Below are 20696 nucleotides of genomic sequence, written 5' to 3'. Positions count from 1 at the left end.
CGGCGCAAAACCCGGGTCCGCTCGCGTCCGATCCCGCGTCACTGGCGTTAAACAAAGACGGGCGCTTCGGACCGCAGGAAGGTCATCGGCATCGATCCCGTCGGATCGAAGACGCGAACGCCGGCCGCAACCGACTTGATGGTTTGTCGCAGCCAGACGTGATCGGGCGACTGGTGCTTGCACTCGTGCCAGAGCATGTAGAACTGCATCTGACCGAGTTCGCGCGGTGCCTCCAGAACGACGAGCGGAAAGGATTGTGCGATCTGCTCGGCAAAAATTCGACCGGTGGTGAAGACGAGGTCCGATTGCGTCAGCACATAGGGCGTGATCGCATATTCCGGTACGGAGACGGCGATGTTGCGCTTGAGCCCGAGCTCGATCAGCCGTCCGTCGATCGGGCTGAGATGGGCGCGCTTGTCGGACGTCGGAGAAAGATGTTTTTCCTTCAGGAACTCGCCCATCGCCATCGGTTCGCGGAGACTTGCCAGTCGATGGCTCGGGCGAACGACGCAGACGATGTCGGTGCTCAACAAGGGCGACATCCGCAAATTTTCCGGCGGATGCGGCCAGTTTCCGATGACCGCATCGATGGACCCATCCGCGAGCTGGCTGATCAGATCGTCATAGCTCGGCATATGCGACGCATCGACACTGACATTGGGCGCCTTTTGTGCAATGTTTCCGACCAGCCGGGGCAGAAACACGGCTCCGAGGCAGTTGTCTGCGACGATGCGAAAGTTTCGTGTCGCAGTGTCGGGGTCGAAGGTGGCGTAAGGCGAAAGATGCGCGTCGATCGTGCCGAGAATATCGCGCAATGTATCCTTCAAAGCGAGACCGCGCTCTGTGGGCACCAGCGCGCCTCCGGACCGGACCAGAAGCGGATCGTCCAGCATTTCCCGCAGCCGTTTCAACGTCAGGCTAACCGTCGGCTGCGCTTGCCCCAAAATATCGGCTGTCTTCGAAACGCTGCATTCCGTCAGCAAGGTCAGAAGCGTCCGCATCAGACGCACATCCATCATCCCATTCGCCTGTCGCGTCATGACCAGCCTTCTCCTTTCGAACGCTGCACCAACGGTGGAGAAGAAGCATAATTCATGCCACCCCGTGAGACGACACGTCACGATGGGCGTCAGAGCTTTGCGGCTTGCTGGATGAGCTCTCCATGACAGAAGCGGGATGACAGCAGCGGGCGAACCCAGTGGCTTCACAATCCCGGGCGTCGCGCCGCTTTGACGGGTCGGTCCGATCGCGCATGGGTTCAACGATCTGTTGAATGACGGCGTTTTCCGCCGTGAGCCCGCTGCGTGAAAGCGAGAATGGAGAAGATCGGCACCACGGAAGAGGCTTTGCCAGCCAGAACCCGCGACGGATCCGCGGCCTCGACCAGTGACCTTATGAATCCGACGCTGCCAAAGCTTCGGAAAACGCCACCGAAAACCAAGCCACCGAACTCAACTGTCCGGGCCTATCGCGGACAGGAGCGCCTCTCGCTCCCGCCGCGCTCCCGCCATGCGGGCCTTGGCGGCTGCCAGCACGTTCGGCGAGGCAGTTTCGGGATGGCCTGCGCCGAAGGGAGGCTCGGGCGCGTATTCCAGCGCCAGCTGGATCGTTTCGGCTTCCTCTTGCCCGATAAGCTCTGCAACGACGGCAAGCCCGAAGTCGATGCCCGAGGTGACGCCGCCGGCCGTGATGAGCGATCCGTCCCGCACGACCCGCTCCTTGACGGGCACCGCACCGAAGCTCGCGAGGAAATCATGGGCGTTCCAGTGCGTGGTGGCACGGCGGCCCCGGAGAAGACCGGCGCGGCCAAGGACGAGCGAACCGGTGCAGACCGACGTCACGAAGCGCGCCTTGGCGGCCTTGTCCCGCACGAAGGCCAACGTCTCGTCGTCGGTGAGCAGCGCGTTGACGCCCGCGCCGCCGGGCACGCACAGGACGTCGAAATCCGGCGCGTCGGCAAAGCGCATGTCGGGCTGAAGCCAGAGACCGGTCGAGGCTCGCACAGGTTCGAGATCCTTCCAGACGAGATGGACCTTCGCGCCCGTGGCGGAGGCGAAGACCTCATAGGGCCCGGTCAGGTCCAGCTGCTGGACGGCGGGAAAGCAGAGAATTCCAAAGTGAAGCGTCATGAGCCCGTTCCCTTATTGACGGAGCGACCATACTGCAGCACAGATTGGCCTTTGCGCCAATCATCGCTCATATCATGCCAAATGACCCGCCGCATTCCATCGAGATCCTCGCCTTCGCGAACGCCCAGATTTTGGACGTGACGGGGCCGGCGCAGGTCTTCGCCACGGCGAACGACCTTACGCCGGCCGGGGCGCTCAAGCCCTATGCGATCGACATCGTCTCGGCCGATGGGGAGGTCGTGACCAGTTCCGGCATCGTCCTGCGATCCAAGGCGCTTCCGGACGAGGGCGGCGGGGGAACGCTGATCGTCTCCGGCGGCCACGGCGTGAACGCCGCATGCCGCGATGAAGCGCTTCTGACCTGGGTTCGACGACGCGCGGCCCGCGCATCGCGTACCGCATCCGTCTGCAGCGGTGCCTTTCTGCTCGCGGAGGCCGGACTTCTCGATGGCCGCAGGGCCGTGACGCATTGGGGCCGGTGCGCCGAGTTCGCCGCCCGCTTTCCCGCGGTTCGCCTGGATCCCGATCCGATCTTCGTGCGCGACGGATCGGTCTGGACTTCGGCCGGGGTGACGGCCGGCATCGATCTGGCCTTGGCCATGGTGGAGGCGGACCACGGCCGGCCGCTCGCGCTGGCCGTCGCGCGCCAGCTCGTCGTGTTCCTCAAGCGTCCGGGCGGGCAGGCGCAGTTCAGTGCCGCACTCGCCCTCCAGCAGTCGGACGGCACCTTCGAGCGTCTGCACGGCTGGATCGCCGGCCATCTCGAACATGATCTGTCGCTCGGCGTGCTGGCCGACCAGGCGGGCATGAGCCTTCGCACCTTCTCGAGGCGCTATCGTCAAAGCACCGGCCGCACACCCGCCGACGGCGTCGAAACCATCCGCTTCGAGCGCGCGCGCCAGCTTCTGGAGGAGGGCGCGAGCGTGACGCGAGCCGCGGCGCGCTGCGGCTTCGGATCGACCGAGACCCTACGGCGCGTTTTCCTCCAGCGGCTCGGTGTCGGCCCCAGTGCTTACAGGGCCCGATTTCATGGGTGATGGTGCCTTTTCCGTGGATCATCCCCGTTGCGGCAGCCGTATTGGCCGTCATCGCTCTGTTCATCTCGCTCGGCCTGTCGTCTATCCAAATCGCGGTTTTGAGAGCGCACCTGTCCCCTGCAGTGTTGCAATCGTCGGCCTCATTCCCTCTTTCTCCATCCGTTATGTTCAAATATATGCAAAAGCCAATATTGATAATGTTGACATCATCCATAATGGAGGTCATCACTGTCGATATCGGCTGATCAATCTTCGGAGGAGGCAAGACAGTCGATCTATCGGGAGGACTCATATGAAAAAATTTATCCGGTTCACGTCTGTGGACGGCGCTGCACTGACCGCACGCCTGACAGCAGCAGCGGCTCTTCTCAGCGCCGGCCTGGCATTTCTGCCGGCCAGCGCTCAGGCCGAGGACATTTTGATCGGCGTTATCACCAAGACGGAGGCCAATCCGTTTTTTGCGAAGATTCGTGAAGGGGCGACAAGCAAGGCAGCCGAAATTGGCGGTGTCAAAATCCAGAGCTTCGCTGGGAAGTTTGACGGAGACAACGACAGCCAAGTCGCCGCCATCGAAAATCTGATTTCGGCAGGGGCCAAAGGCATCCTGATCGTCGCGAGTGATACGAAGGCACTCGTTACAGCTGTCGAGCAGGCCCGCAAGGCCGGCATCCTGGTCATTGCGCTTGATACCCCCTTGGAGCCTGCCGACGCCGCCGATGCAACCTTCGCGACAGACAATTTCAAGGCGGGCGAGTTGATTGGAGCGTGGGCCGCAAAGACGGTCCCGGATCCCTCGAAGGCAAAAATCGCCTTTCTGGATGCGCTTGAAAATCAGCCCACCGTCGATGTGGCGCGTGATCAAGGCTTCATGAAGGGTTTCGGCTTGGATCCCAAGGACGTCACGCGTTACCTCGATGAAGAGGACGAGCGCATCGTCGGGCACCAATGGGGCCAGGGTTCTGAAGAAGGGGGGCGAACCGGGATGGAGACACTTCTCCAGAAGGACAACGATATCTCCGTCGTCTATACGATCAACGAACCGACGGCGGCAGGCGCTTACGAAGCGCTGAAGGCGGCTGGAAAAGAAGGCTCCGTGCTCATCACGTCTGTTGACGGAGGTTGCCCGGGCGTCAAGAACGTGAAGGCAGGCGTGATCGGCGCAACGTCGATGCAGTATCCGCTGAAAATGGCGTCACTCGGTGTGGAGGCCATTGTCGACTACATGAAGACCGGGACAAAACCTGTCGCCAGCCCTGGCCTGCCATTCTTCAACACCGGTGTGACTCTCGTAACCGACAAGCCGGTGGCCGGCGTCGAGTCGATCACGTCCGACGAGGCGTTGAAAGCGTGCTGGGGCTAACGTGCTCTGATCCGCCATTGACGGGCGTCTGTCGAAAAGACAACGCCAGTACAATGATACCCCAAGACGGGGACACGGTCCTGCGTCGCGAGATCGCGGCCGTGTCCTCGAATACCGATATGCACGACTGAGACAGGGCAACCCCATGAACAATCCGCGTGACGAGGCGCCGGTTCGCGCCACCGACTTTGAAGGCGGTTTGGCCCCTGCCGAAAGCTCGGTTGCTGTCTTCGAGACCCGCGAGGCGAGCCCGATCCGAAGGTTCCAGCGGTTCTTGCACGCCAATCCCACAATGGTTCCCTTCATCGTTCTCATTGCGAGCGTGGCCGTCTTTTCCATGATTGTAGGAGGCCGCTTTTTTCAGCCCTTCAACCTGTCCCTCATCCTGCAGCAAGTCACCATTATCGGCATTATCGGCATTGCCCAGACATTGGTCATCCTGACGGCCGGTATCGATCTGTCGGTTGGGGCGATCATGGTCCTCACATCGACTCTCATGGGACGCCTGGCAATCGCTGCTGGCCTTCCCGCTGAACTTGCGTTCGTGATCGGGATAGCCGCCGGGCTGGGATGCGGCCTGATCAACGGCTTCCTCGTTACCTATGTCCGTCTACCACCATTCATCGTGACGCTGGGCAGCTGGAGCGTCTTCGGTGCATTGAACCTATGGTACTCCGGGAGCCAGACAATCCGCGCCCAAGAGGTCGCGGAAGCTGCGCCTATCCTTCAGTGGATGGGGGCCGCACTGCAGTTCGGGGGCGCGCGCATCACGATGGGGACGCTGCTGATGCTCGCGCTGGGTATCGGCGTCTGGTACATGCTCAATCGGACGGCTTTCGGTCGCCATGTCTATGCGACGGGAGACGACCCGGACGCTGCAAGACTGGCAGGTATCGACACTCGCCGCGTTTTGCTTGCGATCTATGGATGCGCGGGGCTGATTTCGGCAATCGGTGCCTGGGCCCTGATCGGACGTGTCGGCGCCATCAGCCCGACGTCGGGCTCGACAGCCAATCTCGACTCCATCACCGCAACGGTCATCGGCGGGACATCCTTGTTTGGCGGACGCGGAACGATTGTCGGTACACTGATCGGAGCCGTCATCGTCGGCGTTTTCCGCAATGGTCTCGCCCTGGCCGGCCTTGATGCTCTCTGGCAGGAGTTTTCGGTTGGCATTCTGATCGTGGCTGCCGTCGGTATCGACCAGTGGATCCGGAGGGTCTCGGCATGAGCCAGCATGCGGCTCTGGAAGCCCGCGGGCTGACCAAACATTTCGGAAACGTCGTGGCACTGGAGGGTGCCGACTTCGAACTTCGCGCCGGTGAAATCCGGATGAAGGGAGGCAGACGTCACCATGCCCGACGCTGTCGCGATTATGACCGGGGCGACCACCGTCGCCGCCGTCGAACGTTCAGGACAATCAAGGAGCGGAAGGGTGCCGTAACGGGCACCGCCGGATTTCAGACGGAAGCCACATCTGGAAGGATTGATGCGAGCCGCCATACACGGGACACCAGCAATGCTGCAAACGCGAGATTTATCCCTTGGATCTGCAATGGCGAGCGCGATCCGCGCCTTGCCCATCGATGCGGTCCAGAAAGCCAATTCTCGACATCCTGGCATGCGACCGGCAGTCCAGCGGGTGATCGGATTCAGCGCCGCAAAGGCTGACGAAAAATGACGGACACTTTTCTGATTGGCTTGGACTACGGCTCGGAATCGGCCCGCGGCGTTCTCATCGACACGGCAAGCGGACAGCAGATCGGCAGTCATACCCATCGCTATCGCCATGGGATCATGACCCAGCAATTGCCGGGCGGCGGCGCTCTCCCCAGGGGCTGGGCATTGCAGAATGCAGCCGACTATCTCGAAGCCGCCCAGCACATTCTCTCCAAACTCGGGAGCGGGAGAAACATCGATAGTATCGGACTTGGCTTTACGGCCAGTTCTCCCCTGCCGACAACGTTGACCGGTCAGCCACTCTCCGAACTCTACCCAGACGATCCTCACGCCTATGTGAAATTATGGAAGCACGCCGCCGCGCAAAAATTTGCAGACGACATCAATGTGAGGGGTGGTTCCTACCTTGATAATTTCGGCGGTAAGGTCTCTGGCGAGTGGCTTCTTGCGAAGGCCGTTCAAATCGCCGATGAAGCGCCGAAGCTTTGGTCGGAGACGGCACGTTTCATCGAAGCTGGCGATTGGCTCGTCTGGCAATTGTCGGGTCAGGAACGGCGGAGCTTGGGCTTTGCCGCCTATAAGGCTCAATATTCCGAGTCCGATGGATACCCGAAAGGCATTACCGACGGCTTGGAACAGCGGCTCGCACCACCCCATCCCGTCGGCTCTCCGGCGGGAGATCTGACCAAGGCGTGGCGCATCGAGACGGGAATCCAAGGCAAGGCGACCGTTGCCGTTGCCGTCATTGACTCACATGTCGCTCTCCCGGCAACCGGCACTGTTCGGACGGGAAGCCTCGTTGGAGCCCTCGGGACCTCCGCCGCTTATCTGTTCCTGAGCGAGCGTTTCCACGCTCTGCCCAGGGGTATTGAGGGCGTCGCCTATAATGGCTCGATCCGGGGCCTCTGGTGCTATGAATCAGGACAGGCAAGTTTCGGAGATACGCTTGCCTGGTTCGTCAGAAATTTCCCACGGGCCGGCAGTGCGGACGAAAGCTTCAAGCTTTACAATTTCGAGGCCGCCATGCTCGCGCCGGGGGAAAATCGACTCGTCGCGCTCGACTGGTGGAATGGCAATCGTGTCCCACTCGCGGATTCGAGGCTCAGCGGAGTCCTGATGGGGCTCTCGATGGATACGACCTCGGTCGGAATCTATCGCGCGCTCATGGAATCGCTTTGTTTCGGCGCGAGGTCGATTTGCGACCTGTTTACCGCCGGCGACATCGCCGTCGAGCGTGTGCTGATGACCAGTGGCTTGGCTCAGAACAACCCGCTTCTTCTCCAGATCATGGCAGACGTCATGAACAGACCGATAGACGTGCCGGAAATCGGCAATCCCACGGCTGTCGGCGCAGCCATCCATGGCGCCTTCGCCGCCGGGGTCGTGTCGTCTTATGAGGAAGGGGCGGCGCGGTTCGGTGCAAAAAGCTACCGCCATTACAGTCCCGAACGACGGCATGTCAGGGTTTATGAGACCCTGTTTCAGCTCTACCGTGAAATGAGCAATTCTGTGCGCGCCCGTGCTGCGATGCATACTTTGAGCGGAATGCCGACAGCCGAAAACCCCGCTTGAAGGCTTTGTCGGCTTGGCGTCAGCACAGGGACAGGCAAGAGCGATGCTGCACTGCAAACGGCCGCAGAGACGCCGCGCCGCGCTGGGCATGACGCGCGTCGAGAAAGCCGATGCTGGAGCATGAAAAGCCAGCGACTGTCACCGTCTGATCGATCTCCGGTCCGCTAGAGAACAGCTCCGTTCAAACGACACGTGCCGTTTCGCTCCGCTTTACGAAACGCTCGATTAACGCGTCGACGTTTCCCCTGCTGAAGATGTCATCGAGGACGAGATGGGCAGCACCGAACAACGCGCTGTCGCGTTGAGGATCGGACAGAACAATCTGAAGCTCCCGGATGGCAAGCGGCAGGCAGCGTTGATAGACAAGTTCCCGGACGCCGGAGAGAAGATACTCCCCGGCTTTCGCGAGTGTACCGCCAATCACGATGAGACTTGGATTGAGGATGCTGACGACATCCGACGCCACTTCGCCAATCGTCTGTCCGGCCCGCCGAACCAACATGATGGCCTCCGGTCGATTGTTTTCAACGAACTGCACGACGTGGCGTGCGTTTTCGGCAGGGAATCCCCTGGCCGTCAAGTCGCGGGCGATCGCCCAGCCACCCGCTCGCGCTTCCACACAGCCCAGCTTTCCGCAACGGCACAAGGGCGGGTCGTCAGACGTAAATTGAATGTGACCGATGTCGCCGGCTGCACCTTGAGCGCCTCGAAATATCTTGCCGCCCGTGACGATTCCGCTGCCGATGCCTGTTCCCGCCTTGATGAAGAACATGTCTTCCACATGCGGAAAGTTTTGGCGGTGTTCACAGATCGTCATGAGGTTCACGTCGTTTTCGACGAAGACCGGCGCCTCATAGTGCCGTCCGAGCCAGCCTCGGATGTCAAACTCATCCCATTTCGGGAGAACAGACGGGCCGACGACACAGCCGCGTTTGTGATCGACGGGGGTCGGGAGGCTCAAGCTGATGGCGAAGAGCAACCGATCAGCAACGTCGGCTCGAGACAGTAAGTCCGAAAAAGCGTGGTGAATGCGCTCGAGCGTTCCGTCGGGATCGGCTTGCGATGAAACCTCGATCGTCAGCTGCGATACGATCGCGGGCTGCAGATCCATTGCGGCAATGTGAATATGGGTTTCACCAATGTTCGCAACCAGGATCACGCCGGCATTTTCTCCGATTGCCAGCACCCGCGTCGGTCGCCCGCCACTCGGCAGAGTTCGTTCGGTCTCTCTCACAAGGCCGGCCGCCAGAAGTGCGTTGAGACGCTGGGTGACCGTCACCCTCGACAACCCGGAAGCATCCAGCAGCGTCGCCCGTGACGAGGCAGCGCCCGTTGCAATCAGGGACAGGAGCTCTGCAGAATTGGCGAGCAAGGTGGCGTCAGACAGAATACTGGATTTCTTCATGAAATGCGCCTCCAGCCGCCGTTCTTAATCGCTATGCCGATGTTGATAAAGACAAATCTCGGCGGGACGGCGCAGCGTAATGTAAAAAACTATCCCTCTATGCCGATCTCTCCCAGCCGGCTTGCCTAGCCATCAGGACGTCTCGGACGCTGTCTCAGTCCTTTCCTACCCAAGCGAGCCCTCTCTGGTTCTGGCACCGAGACGGAAGCGTCGCTCGCACCAGCAATCGGACGACGAGCTTGTTCAAAGATCGGGAACAAAGGCGGCCGGGCGCTTGCGATGAAGGCCGATGCTTCACACAAGGACGATGTCGTTGCATCAACCTCGCATGGTGGATGCGTTCGACCTGCCTTGGATTGGTCCGGTGTAGAGGCCCTCATGGTCCGGGAGGGCGCCGGCCGGCGCGTCGGTGTGACGCCCGAGCGGACGTTACGTTTCTCCCGCACTCTCGTCGCACACGATGCCGCGCAACGTTTCGAACAGCATTCTCGCGCCTGCAATCGAGTGGGCCGGCTCGACATGTTCGGCTTCGTTATGGCTCAAGCCATCCCGGCAGGGCACGAAGATCATCGCGGCCGGCGCGACACGGGAGATGTAGAGGGCATCGTGGAAGGCGCCCGAGATCATATGCCGGAACGGCAGGCCAAGACGGTGCGCTGCCTGTTCGGATTGCCGGACGATGCTCTCGGAAAAGATCGTCGGCGGGACGTCGAACGGTCTGTGGGTCTCGAGCATGCAGCCGTTCATGTCCGATGCAGACTGGAAATGGGCGATGGTAAGGGCTTCGATCCGGGCGAGCCGTTCGGCATCGGGATGGCGAAGGTCGATCGTGAGGCTGAGCGCGCCGGGGATGGCGTTGACCGACCCGGGTTCGACCGAGAGGCGGCCGACGGTAAAGCGCGCCTCCGGGTCCTCCGGCATGATGCTGGCATAGAGTGCGCCGAGTGCCGTCGTCGTTGCGAGCAGGGGGTCGCGGCGATGTGCGAGAGGCGTGGTGCCCGCATGAGCCGCCTGGCCGGTCACCCGGATCTCCAGCCAGCGGGTGCCCTGGACACCCGTCACGATGCCGATCGGAATTCCCTCGCGCTCCAATGTCGGCGCCTGCTCGATATGCAGTTCGAGATAGCCGGAAACGGGCGTTCCCAGGGCCCGGGTTTCCGCCTGTGGCAATGCGGCAAGCGTCTCGGCGAGAGCGTCGCGAAGCGAGGTGCCTTCCGCGTCCTGGATCTCCCGCCATTCGTCAAGGATATGTCCGCGTGCAAAAGCCATGGAGCCCATGACGCCCGGCGTGAAGCGGCTGCCTTCCTCGTTCGTCCAGGCGACGACTTCGACCGGCCTGTCGGTCACGATGGCGTAGTCCTCCAGCGTTTCGAGAACCTCGAAGGCCGCGAGCGTGCCGAGCGCGCCGTCGAAGCGGCCGCCGGTCGGCTGGCTGTCGAGATGGCTTCCGATCAGAAACGGAGGCAGGTCGTCGCGCGTTCCGTCGCGGCGAATGAAGAGGTTTGCGAGCGAGTCCTGGTAGAGGCGGAACCCGCGCTTCATCGCGAGGTCCGCAAGCAGCGCCCGTGCCTGCCGATCCTCGACGCTCAACGCCTGCCGGTTGACACCGCCAGCCGGCGTTGCGCCAATGGCTGCGAAGTCGTCGAGCCGTCGCAGAAGACGCGCACCGTCTATGTCGATCGACCCTGTCATCCTTTCAGGCCGTCGATGAAGGCGGTGACGCGCGCTTTCTCGACGCGGTTCCACCAGACGCCGTCATATTTCAGCGAACTCGCGACGATGACGCCATCGACGATGTCGAGAATATCGCGCGCATTGTCCGGCGTGACCCCGCTGCCGACCAGTGTCGGAAGGCCGCCCGCTTCCTTGATCATCTTGATATAGCCGAGATCGGCCGCGTGACCGGTGCGCTGTCCGGTGGCGATGATGGCGTCGGCGTCGAAGAAGACGAGGTCCTTCACCTGCTCCTCGACGGGCCTGTCGGAAACAATGGCGTGCGCCCCATGCTTCACATGCGCATCGGCAAAGATGCGGATGCCCTGCGCCCTCAGCCTTGCGCGGTAGCGCATGGCCCGCGCTGCCTCGCCTTCGATGAAGCCTTCATTGGCGACATAGGCATTGGCCCATTGATTGACCCGCACGAAGCCGGCGCCCGCGGCACTCGCGATCGCAAGGGCTGGTATCGCGGCATTGGCAAGGACGTTGATGCCGATCGGGCGCCCCAGTTCGCGGCGGATGCGATCGGAGATCACCGACATGTATGCGGAGGTTTCCGGGCCGATATCGTCGGGCTTGGAGAAGGGAATGTCCCCGTGGTTCTCGATGATCACGCCGTCACAACCACCGTCCAGATAGGCGCGGGCATCGTCCAGGCCTTGCTGATAGACATCCTCGACAGCCTCGCCCTTGTAGCGCGGCGCACCGGGAAGCGCGGCGAGGTGGACGACGCCGATGACGGCCTTGCTCTTGCCGAACACAGCGGTGATCGCATCGCCGGTGCCCGGTCCAACGGGTTTCGCAACCTCTGTCATATCTCTTCCAATCCTGTTGTTTTCAGTCTGCCGGCAAGGTCGGCTGCCGAGGGGCAGGATGCCATCGTGCCTTGCCGGGTCACGGCGAATGCCGCGGCCTGCACCCCCATCCTCAGGGCAGCAAGCGGCGACAGGCCGATCGAGACGTAACCGGCAAACACGCCAGAGAGCACGTCTCCCGCGCCGCTCGAATCGACCACTTTGACCGCGGGTGCCGCCATGACGATCGGCTCGGACGGCCCCTGCGGAAGAAAAAGACATCCGCGAGCGCCGAGCGTGATGACGGCGGACCGCGCGCCACGTTCCCGCAGGACAGCGGCGGCCTCCTGCGCTGTCGCCTTGCCGGAGATCGACAGGGCTTCGCCCTCGTTGACGATGACGACATCGACGCAGGCAAGATCGACCGCGGCACCGACCGCAAGCGGGCTGGCGTTGAAAATCGTGTGGGCTCCAGCCGCCCGCGCCATGGCAAGACAGGCGTTCGTCGCATCGGGAGACAGATTGCCCTGCAGCACGACGACGTCGGACGGTCCGACCTCGGTTGCAAGCGCGGTCTGGCGGATGGGGTCGAACGCCTGCGCGCAGGCCACGCCGCTCAGGACGATGTTTTCGCCGGCCGCATCCACGGCAATCGTCGAGCAGTCGCTCGGACGATCGAACGTCGTCGCGCGAAGCGCGGCAATCTCGCCGGCCAGCATCTCGCTGATGCGGCGCCCGTCCCCGTCGCGTCCGATCGCGGTCCAGAGCGCGACATTTGCCCCGGTGCGCGCCGCCGCCACGGCCTGGTTCGCACCCTTGCCGCCGAGGCCCTGCGAATGGCTGCTCGCGTTCAGCGTCTCCCCGGCGACGGCAAATCGGGGGAGACGGAATGTCGTGTCGATACAGGCATTGCCGACGACATGCACGGTCATGGTTCAGGCCTTGGATGTCGCCCAGGACAGCATCTGTTCGAACAATGTCTTGTAGCCCGGCCAGGCGATGAAGGAAGACGGAAGCCAATGCGGGCCGACATCCGATGTCCAGGCGACGGTGCGCCCCTTGCCGTAGGTGCCGGTGACGAGCAGCGGCTGGGAACCGTAATCGGTCGAAACGGTGGCGAGAACCTCGGCTCCCTCCTTCACCGTCACTTCGTTGTATCCGAGCAGGATCGGCCAGTCGGACCCCAGACCTTTCAGGATCGGGTGGCCGGCATCGCCCGTCACGACCGGCGCGAAGCCCTCGGGAACCTCGACACGGTCGTCCACGGACAGGCAATCGACCGGCAATACCTCTTCCACGGGGGTCTTGCGATAGCGGGCGCCGCCATTGATGCCCTGGAAGCTGTAATAGCCGCCGAACATCAGCAGCGCGCCACCTTCGCGGACATAGTCGCGCAGCAGGCGCAGGCGGTTCGGCGTCGTCTTCGAGTGGATCCAGGTATCCGGATGCAGCAACAGCGTGTTCGCGCCGATATCCGACAGGATGATCGCGTCATAGGCCTGCAGCGCTTCCAGCGACTGCGGAAAATCCCGCTGCGCCTCGTGCGCCGGCATGAACTGCACGTCGAACGGGCCCTCTTTCAAGGCGGCGAGCAGCTCGTCGGCGCCGGTGTGATAGGTCACGGTCGGAAACTGGTCGAAGCCCTTGATATGGGTCGCGGTGGACACCCAGGATTCGCCTGCGAGAAGAACTTTGGACTTGGTGGTGGACATGGACACTCCTGAAAGTTGGGTGGACGCTCAGCGCGCGCTGGCGAAGACGGATCTGGGGTTGTCGATCAGCATACGGTCGATGGCGGCCTGTTCGACGCCGTGGCGCTTCAGCCGCGGCAGGAAGTGCTTGAGGATGAAGCCGTAGCCGAAGCCGCCATAGCGGGTCAGCATGATCTTGAGAAAGACATCCTGCGACAGGAGGATGCGGTCGGCGTGGCCCAGATCGATCAGCGACCGGATGGCGCGCGCGTTCTGCTCGTCGGAGGGCGACTGCGCATCCTGGTCGGCATAGTAGAAGTCCATGCCGATCATGTCGTATTCGAGAAAGGCGCCGCGTTCGGCCAGCGCCTTCTGGTAGGCAAGGTCCTCGTGGCTCGGGTTCATGTGGCACAGCACCGTGTGCCTGAGATCGGCCCCCTCGTCTTCCACGATGTCGAGAACCGCATGGGCAAGGCGCTCCCAGCCGGGCAGGTGGATGGAGAGCGGCACGCCGGTGATCTTCGAGGCCCGTGCTGCGCCGCGCAGCGACTTCCGCTCCTCCGGCGTGAAATCCTTGCTGACGCCGATCTCGCCGATGATGCCGGCCATGACGTCGGGCTGCGTCTCGCCACCGCCGACATCGTCGACGATGAAGCGGGCGACATCGTCCACATCCATGGCCTTCAGCCATTCGGGATGGCTGAACTCGAGGTAGAAACCGGTGCCCATGACGATCTTCAGGCCGGACATGCGGGCGATGCGCGCGAGCTTTGCCGGCTCCCGGCCGATGCCGATATTGGTGGTATCGACGACCGTGTGCCCCCCGAGCGCCTGGAAGCGCTTGAGTTCCGAGAGAGCGAGGTCGCTGTCGTCCAGCGAGACATTGTCGCGGTTCATGTAGGGGTTCATCCGCAGTTCGCCGATGATCTCCATGCTGACCGGCTGCGTGCCGATCGCCTGGGCTTCCGGATGGCACGGACAGCGCCAGGACTTCGCGCCGTCGAGCAGTATGTGCTCGTGCATCAGCGTGACGCCCATCTCGCTGACGGGGATCGGTCCGAGCACGGTCATCACCGTTCCCGAGGCGACGCCGATCTCCGCACGCTCGCGGGGTGCCGACGCGAACAGGTGGTCCATGGTCATCGCCCTTTCACCGCGCCGCGGAACAGGCGGAAATTGAGCCAGACGGCGATCAGGATGATGGTGCCGGTGACGATCGGCGTCAGGAACGGCGACATATGCGCCAGGATGAGGCCGTTGGCGATGACGGCGACGGTGAGCGCCCCGAGAACCGTTCCGATGATGGTACCGCGGCCACCGAAGAGGCTGGTACCGCCGAGCACGACCGCGGCGATGACCTCGAGTTCGAAGCCTTGTCCGGCATTGGACGAGCCGGAGCCGAGGCGGGCGGTGACGATGATGCCAGCCAGGGCTGCGGCACTGCTGGAGAGGATGTAGACGAACAGCGTCGTGAAGCGCGTGTCGATGCCCGCCCGGCGCACGGCTTCCGCGTTGGCGCCGATGCCGGTGACATAGCGGCCGAAAGGCGTGCGGTTGAAGACGACATAGGCGATGACGAGAACGACCAGCGCGATCAGAGCCGGCACGGGCACGCCGAGGAACCAGGCGCGGCCGATGAGGGTGAAGGTGCTGGCGGGATCGACGGGGATCGAGTAGCCGCCCGTGATCAGGAGAGCCAGCCCGCGAATGATCGACAGACCCGCCAGGGTGACGATGAACGACGGTATCTTCTCATAGGCGATGAAGAAGCCGTGGATCGCGCCGATCGCCGCGCCGAGCGCGAGCATCAGGACGATGACCACCGGCCAGGGCAGGCCCGCCTGCAAAGCCGTCGCCGAAAGGGTCGCCACCAGCGCCAGCACGGAGCCGACCGAAAGGTCGATGCCGCCGGTGGTGATCACGAAGGTCATCGCGGCGGCCACGATCAAAAGTGGCGCGCACTGCCGGATGATGTTCAGGATGTTCGGCGCCGAGAGGAACGCGCCGGTGATGACGGAGAAGACGACGCAGACGACGACGAAGAACAGGGCGATGGAGACGACGCTGCCGTTTTCGAGCAGCTTGTCCCAGAGACCGGATTTGCGATGGCGCGGGCCGGCGCCATGCGCACCGACAGGAGCGGAACCGGCCGAAGAGGAGGCGGGAGGAGGCGAGGGGGTCATGCGGAAGCTCCCGTTTCAGGTTCGCGATCGAGCCCATGCCGTGCCGAGCGCGCGGAGAACTTGCGGCCGACGATGAGGTTGACGACCTCCTCGATGCTGGTATCCTCGATCCGCCGCTCGGCCACGTTGCGGCCCTCGTACATGACCTGGATCCGGTCGCAGACGAGGAACAGATCCTGCAGGCGGTGGGTAATGAGGATGACGCTGACGCCGCGCGCGCTGACCGTGCGGATCAGTTCCAGCACCGCCTCGACCTCGGCCACGGCCAGGGCGGCCGTCGGTTCGTCCATGATGAGCACCTTCGGCTCGAAGGAGGCGGCGCGGCCGATGGCGATCGACTGGCGCTGGCCGCCCGAGAGGTTCTCGACCTTCAGGCGCGTGTCGGCGATGACGATGCCGAGGCGATCGAGCATGGCGCGGGTCTCAGCGTGCATGGTCCTGGTGTCGAGAAAGGGCACGCCAAGCACGCGGCGGCGCGGCTCGCGCCCGAGAAAGAGGTTGCCGGCCACATCGACCGTGTCGCAGAGCGAAAGGTCCTGATAGACCATTTCCACATGCGCGGCGCGCGCATCCGCCGGAGACGAGAAGGAGACGCGCTCGCCGTCGATTTCGATCGTCCCGCTGTCGGGGATGACCGCACCGGAGAGAACCTTGCTCAGCGTCGATTTTCCCGCTCCATTGTCACCGACGAGGCCGAGAACCTCGCCCGGCTTGAGTGTGAGCGTCACATTGTCGAGCGTCTGGATGGGATTGTAGCGTTTGGAAATGCCCGTCATCCGGACGCGGTAGGGGTGACCGTCGGTCATGATGGAATGTCCTTAAAGAGAGGGCGGGAACCGCAGCCGGCCTGGGAGACCTGCTGCGGCCGCGCACCCAAGCATCCAGGTATCCCGGCATCCGACGACGGGTCGGTGCACGGGCGCCCGGCGGAAACACTGCCTTACTTGAACATGTCCTTGAACTGAGCGACGTTGTCCTTGGTGACGATGGTCACGGGGACATTGATGACGGGCTCGATGGTCTCGCCCTTCTTCAGCTTGACCAGGGCCTCGACGGCGGCCTTGCCTTCGCCGGCCGGATCCTGCTGGACGACGGCGGTGACCCAGCCTTCCTCGATGCCCTTGACGGCCTGGGCGGTCAGGTCCCAACCGAAGACCTTGACGTCCTTCTGGCGGCCCTGGCTTTCCACGGCGGAAACGGCGCCGATCAGCTGGGGTTCGCCCGTGGCGTAGATCGCCGTCATGTCGGGATTGGCCGTCATCAGGTTTTCCGCGGCACCGAGCGCGACGTCCTGCTGGTTCTGCCCATCGACGGTGTCGAGGAAGGTCACGCCGTCTCCGCCTGCAACCGCCGCCTTCTTGAAGCCGTCCAGACGCTGGTTCTGGATGAAGGAATTGAGTGCGCCGACGATGCCGGTCTTGGCCGTTCCCGACATGTCGGACTTGACGTAGTCAGCGAAGAACTTGCCGATATCTTCGCCGGCCTTGGCATTGTCCACGCCGATGAAGGAGACGTTGTCGCCGCCGGGGATCTGCGCATCGATGGCGATGACCGGGATGCCGGCCGTCTTGGCGGCCGTGATGGCGGGCTTCACGCCGTTGACGTCGATCGCGACGAGGATGATGCCGTCGACCTTCTGCGTGATATAGGTCTCGATCGCGTCGTTCTGCGCGGCCGGCACGTTGTTGGCGTTGAAGATGACGAGGTCGGCACCGGCAGCCTTTGCCGCCTTCTGCGCGCCGTCATTGATCTGGTTGAAGAACAGGGCCTGCTGGTTGATGGTGACGAGAGCGAAGGTCTCCGCGCTGGCGGATGCCGTACCGAAGACGAATGTCAGTGCGATGGCCGCAGCGCTGCTGCTCAGAATTCTCGAAAGGCGCATTCGGGTTCCCCTTGTTTTCGGGAAGGCCCGATGGACCTCCCTCTCGTTAAGCGCACCCTTATAATTCAAGAGACTTGAATTTTTGTCAACAGACTTGAATGGAAATTTTCGAGCGGCGATTGTCCGGTGCGAGATCGGGACAAACTCTGGATCCTTTTTGGGTCGTTTGTCCATTCGGGAACCGGATTCCACGTCCCCCTGACAGCCTCTAGAACGTGGCGGGCGTGTTCACCCAGAAGATGCTCGCCCGTTCCGTGCCCGTGTTGCGGTAATGGTGCGGAAGCTCCGAGTTGAAGACGAACGCATCCCCGGCCGCGAGGCGAAAGCTTTTGCCGTCGACGATCAACTCGATCTCGCCGGCCAGAAGATACCCGACCTCTTCGCCCGCATGCTGAATGGGCCCGGCGCTTTCGCCGGCCTCTTCGATGTGGTGAATATTGCACTGGAGAAGGTGGCCGGCGGAGTAGGGAATGATCCTCTCCAGGGAAATTCCTTCCCCCCGGCGCAGGGGATCGAGGGCGATCATCGGACGCGTTCCCGCCCGGAAGATGATCCCTTCCTCGCCATCGGATTCTTCGAACATCCAGCCGATATTCGTGTCGAGCGCACCGACGAGGCGATGCAGCATCGGAAGCGACGGTGATGCCTTTCCGTTCTCGATCTTCGACAGCAGGCTCTCCGAGCAGTTCGCCGCCAGTGCCAGCGCCTTCAAGGTCATCCCGCGCGTCTGCCGCGACAGCCGCAACCGCATGCCCAGCCGGGAGGGGTTCGCAAGAGGCACGTCGGGGAGATCAGGCTTTGCGGCGGTCACATTCAATCCTTCGAGCAGATCAGGCAGGTTTGCAAAGTCTCAAAATCCACGGATCATCGTCCTTCGCTTCCAAGGTGTAACATCCAGCTTTAATCAGGATCAAGTTCCTTGAAAGCGCATCCGTCTCGCGCGCCGCACAGCGTCTGTCCGTCTTGACCACGATCCGCCCGTGCGGGATGGCTCAGTAGAGCAGCCGCGTCCTGATCGTTCCCGGTATCGCGCGCAGCACCTGAAGGATTTCGTCGGCGGCCTGGGTCAGGCTCTCGACTTCGATGACGACGTAACCGGTGTCGCCATGGGTCTGCAGGAATTCGGCGGTGATGTTCACACCGCGCGACGAGAAGATCTCGTTCAACCGGATGAGCATGCCGGGGCGGTTTTCGTGGACATGAATGAAGCGCGTGCCGTTCGGGCGCTCGGGCAGCTGGACCTGCGGAAAATTGACGGCGCCCATGGTCGAGCCGATGTCGGAATACTCGACCAGCTTTCTGGCGACTTCCCCGCCGATCCGCTCCTGGGCCTCTTCGGTCGAGCCGCCGACATGCGGTGTCAGAATGACATTGTCCAAGCCCTGCAGCGGGCTTTCGAAACGGTCGTTGTTGGAGGCCGGTTCCTTGGGAAACACATCGACCGCAGCGCCGGCCAGATGGCCGTCCTTCAGGACCTTTGCAAGCGCATCGATATCGACCACGGTCCCGCGGGAATTGTTGATGAAGATGGCGCCCTTCTTCATGCGGCGCAGTTCGGTTTCGGTGATCATATTGTGCGTCGATGCCGTTTCCGGAACGTGCATCGTCACGTAGTCCGAAATTTCGAGGAGCTCGCCGAGCGACGCCATCGATTCAGAGTTCCCGCGGCGCAGCCTGTCGGAGAGATCGAAATAGCGGACGACCATGCCCATGCTTTCGGCAAGGGCACTCAGCTGCGAGCCGATATTGCCGTAGCCGACGATGCCGAGGGTCTTGCCGCGGACTTCATGGCTGCCGACGGCGGATTTCTGCCATCCGCCCTGATGCGCGGAAACGGACCGCGGAAAGATCTGCCGGGTCAGCATGATGATCTCGCCGATCACCAGTTCGGCCACCGAGCGTGTGTTCGAATACGGCGCGTTGAAGACCGGAATGCCGCGGTGACGGGCCGCGTCCAGATCCACCTGGTTGGTGCCGACGGAGAAACAGCCGACGGCGATGAGCTTGCGGGCGGAATCGAAGATCTCTTCCCTCAGTTGCGTTCGAGACCGGATGCCGATGATATGGGCATCGGCGATATGGGCTTTGAGATCCTTGTCGTCGAGCGCCTTCGGCAGATGCACGAGGTTTGTGTATCCGCAGGACAGGAAGTAATCCACCGCGCTCTGGCTGATGCCTTCAAGCAGGAGCACGGAAATGCGGTCACGCGCGAGAGAGAGCTGAATAGGCATGGATGAACCTTCGTTTTCCGTAGGGGAACAGGTGATGTCGTTTGCCGGTCTTTGCGGCGCATTTCAACGATGCTTTGCGACCATCCGATAAAAACTGCAAGCAACAATAGGCTGCCGACGCGCATGGCCGGAGAGGGGCAGGCCGATCGGCAGTCTGGTCAGGCGGGCATGAGAGGCGCGGATTGACGGCCAGGATGCGAGCCTCCCCGACACCTACGGCGCCAGCGAGATCCAGACGTCGAGCGCGCACAAAGGGAGATAGAGCGCGGTGATGGCGGCATAATGGTTTCGCTTCCGCGAGAGAAACGCGAGAACGGGCAAGACGATCATCGGGATATCCGTGACAGCCCAAGCCGATTCGATCGGGCTCTGGAAACCAAAGACGTTCACGACGAGGCCGAACAGGAAAAATGCCGTCAACGACAGCAGCGCGAAACGACCGTCCTCCTCGAAATAGACGCGCAGCCCCCGCGCTTCGTCCTCACCGCGACTGGGCAGCAGAAGTGCGGCGGTGAGAAACAGCATCAGGGTCATCAGGACCAGGAAGAGGAATTCGCCGAACCGAAACGTCTGGCGAAGCGCCGACAACTGATTGATGGCCCACCAATACTGCAATTGCGTGAGAAACAGGATGCCGCTCCAGGCGAGGGGCACCCAGTCCAACTGCGATGACCTGCGGATGCGGAAAACGGTGACGAGCCCGGTCAGAAGCCGGGTGACGGACAGTCCGAGGACCATGGAGATGACGGTTGCGACAATCGGAAAGTTCATCGGCGTGCCATTCTGGGTATCAACCTGCCGAACCGGGACCGGCTCGGCGTGCTTATAGCATCCCTGTTCTGCGGACGCGGGTATATGGTTAGCTTATACGCACTAAATAAAACAGGGGCGCCTCCGCGCGGCACGGACATCCTTACGGAAACGGAGCCGAAAGCACCCGAGCCGATAAAAACACGCATCCCTGTCTGGACTGCTTGACAGCAATGTCGGAATGCTTTCAGCAAGGAGCAGAGGGG

19 protein-coding genes are annotated in these 20696 nt (G+C 62.4%); 5 read left to right on the top strand and 14 right to left on the bottom strand.

Translation table 11 applies throughout. The annotated features are described in order from the left end of the window. Positions 1 to 47: 47 nt before the first annotated feature. Both C8J36_RS21300 and C8J36_RS21295 read right to left on the bottom strand, forming a co-directional pair. Entirely contained in the window at positions 48 to 1040 is a 993-nt protein-coding gene (locus C8J36_RS21300) for a LysR family transcriptional regulator (protein ID WP_132537350.1), read from the bottom strand. Between the two features lie 411 nt (positions 1041 to 1451). Next, the gene (locus C8J36_RS21295) at positions 1452 to 2129 is read right to left on the bottom strand and encodes a DJ-1/PfpI family protein (RefSeq protein ID WP_132537349.1); all 678 of its coding nucleotides are present in this window, start codon (positions 2127 to 2129) and stop codon (positions 1452 to 1454) included. A 74-nt stretch (positions 2130 to 2203) separates the two neighbouring features. Between C8J36_RS21295 and C8J36_RS21290 the strand changes: the two genes are divergently transcribed. The 5 genes from C8J36_RS21290 to C8J36_RS21265 all read left to right on the top strand — a co-directional run bounded on the left by C8J36_RS21290 (position 2204) and on the right by C8J36_RS21265 (position 7778). Beyond that, a complete protein-coding gene (locus C8J36_RS21290) occupies positions 2204 to 3166 on the top strand; it encodes a helix-turn-helix domain-containing protein (RefSeq protein WP_132537348.1) in 963 nt (320 codons plus the stop codon). Between the two features lie 292 nt (positions 3167 to 3458). Further along, a complete protein-coding gene (locus C8J36_RS21285; RefSeq protein WP_132537347.1) occupies positions 3459 to 4526 on the top strand; it encodes a substrate-binding domain-containing protein in 1068 nt (355 codons plus the stop codon). Between the two features lie 145 nt (positions 4527 to 4671). Next, the gene (locus tag C8J36_RS21280) at positions 4672 to 5757 is read left to right on the top strand and encodes an ABC transporter permease (protein ID WP_132537346.1); all 1086 of its coding nucleotides are present in this window, start codon (positions 4672 to 4674) and stop codon (positions 5755 to 5757) included. Next, positions 5754 to 6197 (top strand): hypothetical protein, encoded by a 444-nt coding sequence (locus C8J36_RS25465; protein ID WP_245506679.1) that lies wholly within the window; start codon positions 5754 to 5756, stop codon positions 6195 to 6197. Before C8J36_RS21280 ends, C8J36_RS25465 begins: the two co-directional genes overlap by 4 nt. Before the next feature lie 6 nt (positions 6198 to 6203). Beyond that, entirely contained in the window at positions 6204 to 7778 is a 1575-nt protein-coding gene (locus tag C8J36_RS21265; RefSeq protein WP_132537344.1) for an FGGY-family carbohydrate kinase, read from the top strand. 181 nt (positions 7779 to 7959) lie between these two features. Here the strand turns inward: C8J36_RS21265 and C8J36_RS21260 are convergent, their stop codons facing one another. The 12 genes from C8J36_RS21260 to C8J36_RS21205 form a co-directional block, all read right to left on the bottom strand. Continuing rightward, the gene (locus tag C8J36_RS21260; RefSeq protein WP_132537343.1) at positions 7960 to 9183 is read right to left on the bottom strand and encodes an ROK family protein; all 1224 of its coding nucleotides are present in this window, start codon (positions 9181 to 9183) and stop codon (positions 7960 to 7962) included. A gap of 429 nt (positions 9184 to 9612) precedes the next feature. Continuing rightward, the gene (locus tag C8J36_RS21255) at positions 9613 to 10875 is read right to left on the bottom strand and encodes a Zn-dependent hydrolase (protein WP_132537342.1); all 1263 of its coding nucleotides are present in this window, start codon (positions 10873 to 10875) and stop codon (positions 9613 to 9615) included. Next, entirely contained in the window at positions 10872 to 11714 is an 843-nt protein-coding gene (locus tag C8J36_RS21250) for a BtpA/SgcQ family protein (RefSeq protein WP_062593984.1), read from the bottom strand. The genes C8J36_RS21255 and C8J36_RS21250 overlap by 4 nt, the downstream gene beginning before the upstream one ends. Beyond that, positions 11711 to 12625 (bottom strand): ribokinase, encoded by a 915-nt coding sequence (locus C8J36_RS21245; protein WP_132537341.1) that lies wholly within the window; start codon positions 12623 to 12625, stop codon positions 11711 to 11713. The genes C8J36_RS21250 and C8J36_RS21245 overlap by 4 nt, the downstream gene beginning before the upstream one ends. Positions 12626 to 12628: 3 nt before the next feature. Beyond that, the gene (locus tag C8J36_RS21240; RefSeq protein ID WP_132537340.1) at positions 12629 to 13405 is read right to left on the bottom strand and encodes a glutamine amidotransferase; all 777 of its coding nucleotides are present in this window, start codon (positions 13403 to 13405) and stop codon (positions 12629 to 12631) included. A 27-nt stretch (positions 13406 to 13432) separates the two neighbouring features. Next, complete coding sequence (locus tag C8J36_RS21235; protein ID WP_132537370.1) at positions 13433 to 14521, bottom strand: phosphotriesterase; 1089 nt, start codon at positions 14519 to 14521, stop codon at positions 13433 to 13435. Positions 14522 to 14523: 2 nt separating this feature from the next. Next, complete coding sequence (locus C8J36_RS21230) at positions 14524 to 15567, bottom strand: ABC transporter permease (protein WP_132537339.1); 1044 nt, start codon at positions 15565 to 15567, stop codon at positions 14524 to 14526. Further along, the gene (locus C8J36_RS21225) at positions 15564 to 16343 is read right to left on the bottom strand and encodes an ATP-binding cassette domain-containing protein (RefSeq protein WP_245506684.1); all 780 of its coding nucleotides are present in this window, start codon (positions 16341 to 16343) and stop codon (positions 15564 to 15566) included. Before C8J36_RS21225 ends, C8J36_RS21230 begins: the two co-directional genes overlap by 4 nt. A 164-nt stretch (positions 16344 to 16507) precedes the next feature. Further along, on the bottom strand, positions 16508 to 17449 hold the full coding sequence (locus tag C8J36_RS21220) for a substrate-binding domain-containing protein (RefSeq protein ID WP_062593974.1): 942 nt from the start codon (positions 17447 to 17449) through the stop codon (positions 16508 to 16510). Positions 17450 to 17657: 208 nt separating this feature from the next. Then, the gene (locus C8J36_RS21215; RefSeq protein WP_082476999.1) at positions 17658 to 18200 is read right to left on the bottom strand and encodes an XRE family transcriptional regulator; all 543 of its coding nucleotides are present in this window, start codon (positions 18198 to 18200) and stop codon (positions 17658 to 17660) included. 241 nt (positions 18201 to 18441) lie between these two features. Then, complete coding sequence (serA, locus tag C8J36_RS21210; protein WP_132537337.1) at positions 18442 to 19680, bottom strand: phosphoglycerate dehydrogenase; 1239 nt, start codon at positions 19678 to 19680, stop codon at positions 18442 to 18444. Between the two features lie 213 nt (positions 19681 to 19893). Beyond that, positions 19894 to 20451 (bottom strand): hypothetical protein, encoded by a 558-nt coding sequence (locus C8J36_RS21205; protein WP_132537336.1) that lies wholly within the window; start codon positions 20449 to 20451, stop codon positions 19894 to 19896. Between the last annotated feature and the right edge of the window lie 245 nt (positions 20452 to 20696).

The organism is Rhizobium sp. PP-F2F-G48, from assembly GCF_004342335.1.
Taxonomy (GTDB): domain Bacteria; phylum Pseudomonadota; class Alphaproteobacteria; order Rhizobiales; family Rhizobiaceae; genus Ferranicluibacter.
The sequence above is the reverse complement of the archived record's forward strand: the minus strand, read 5'-3'. Positions and strand labels throughout refer to the sequence as shown.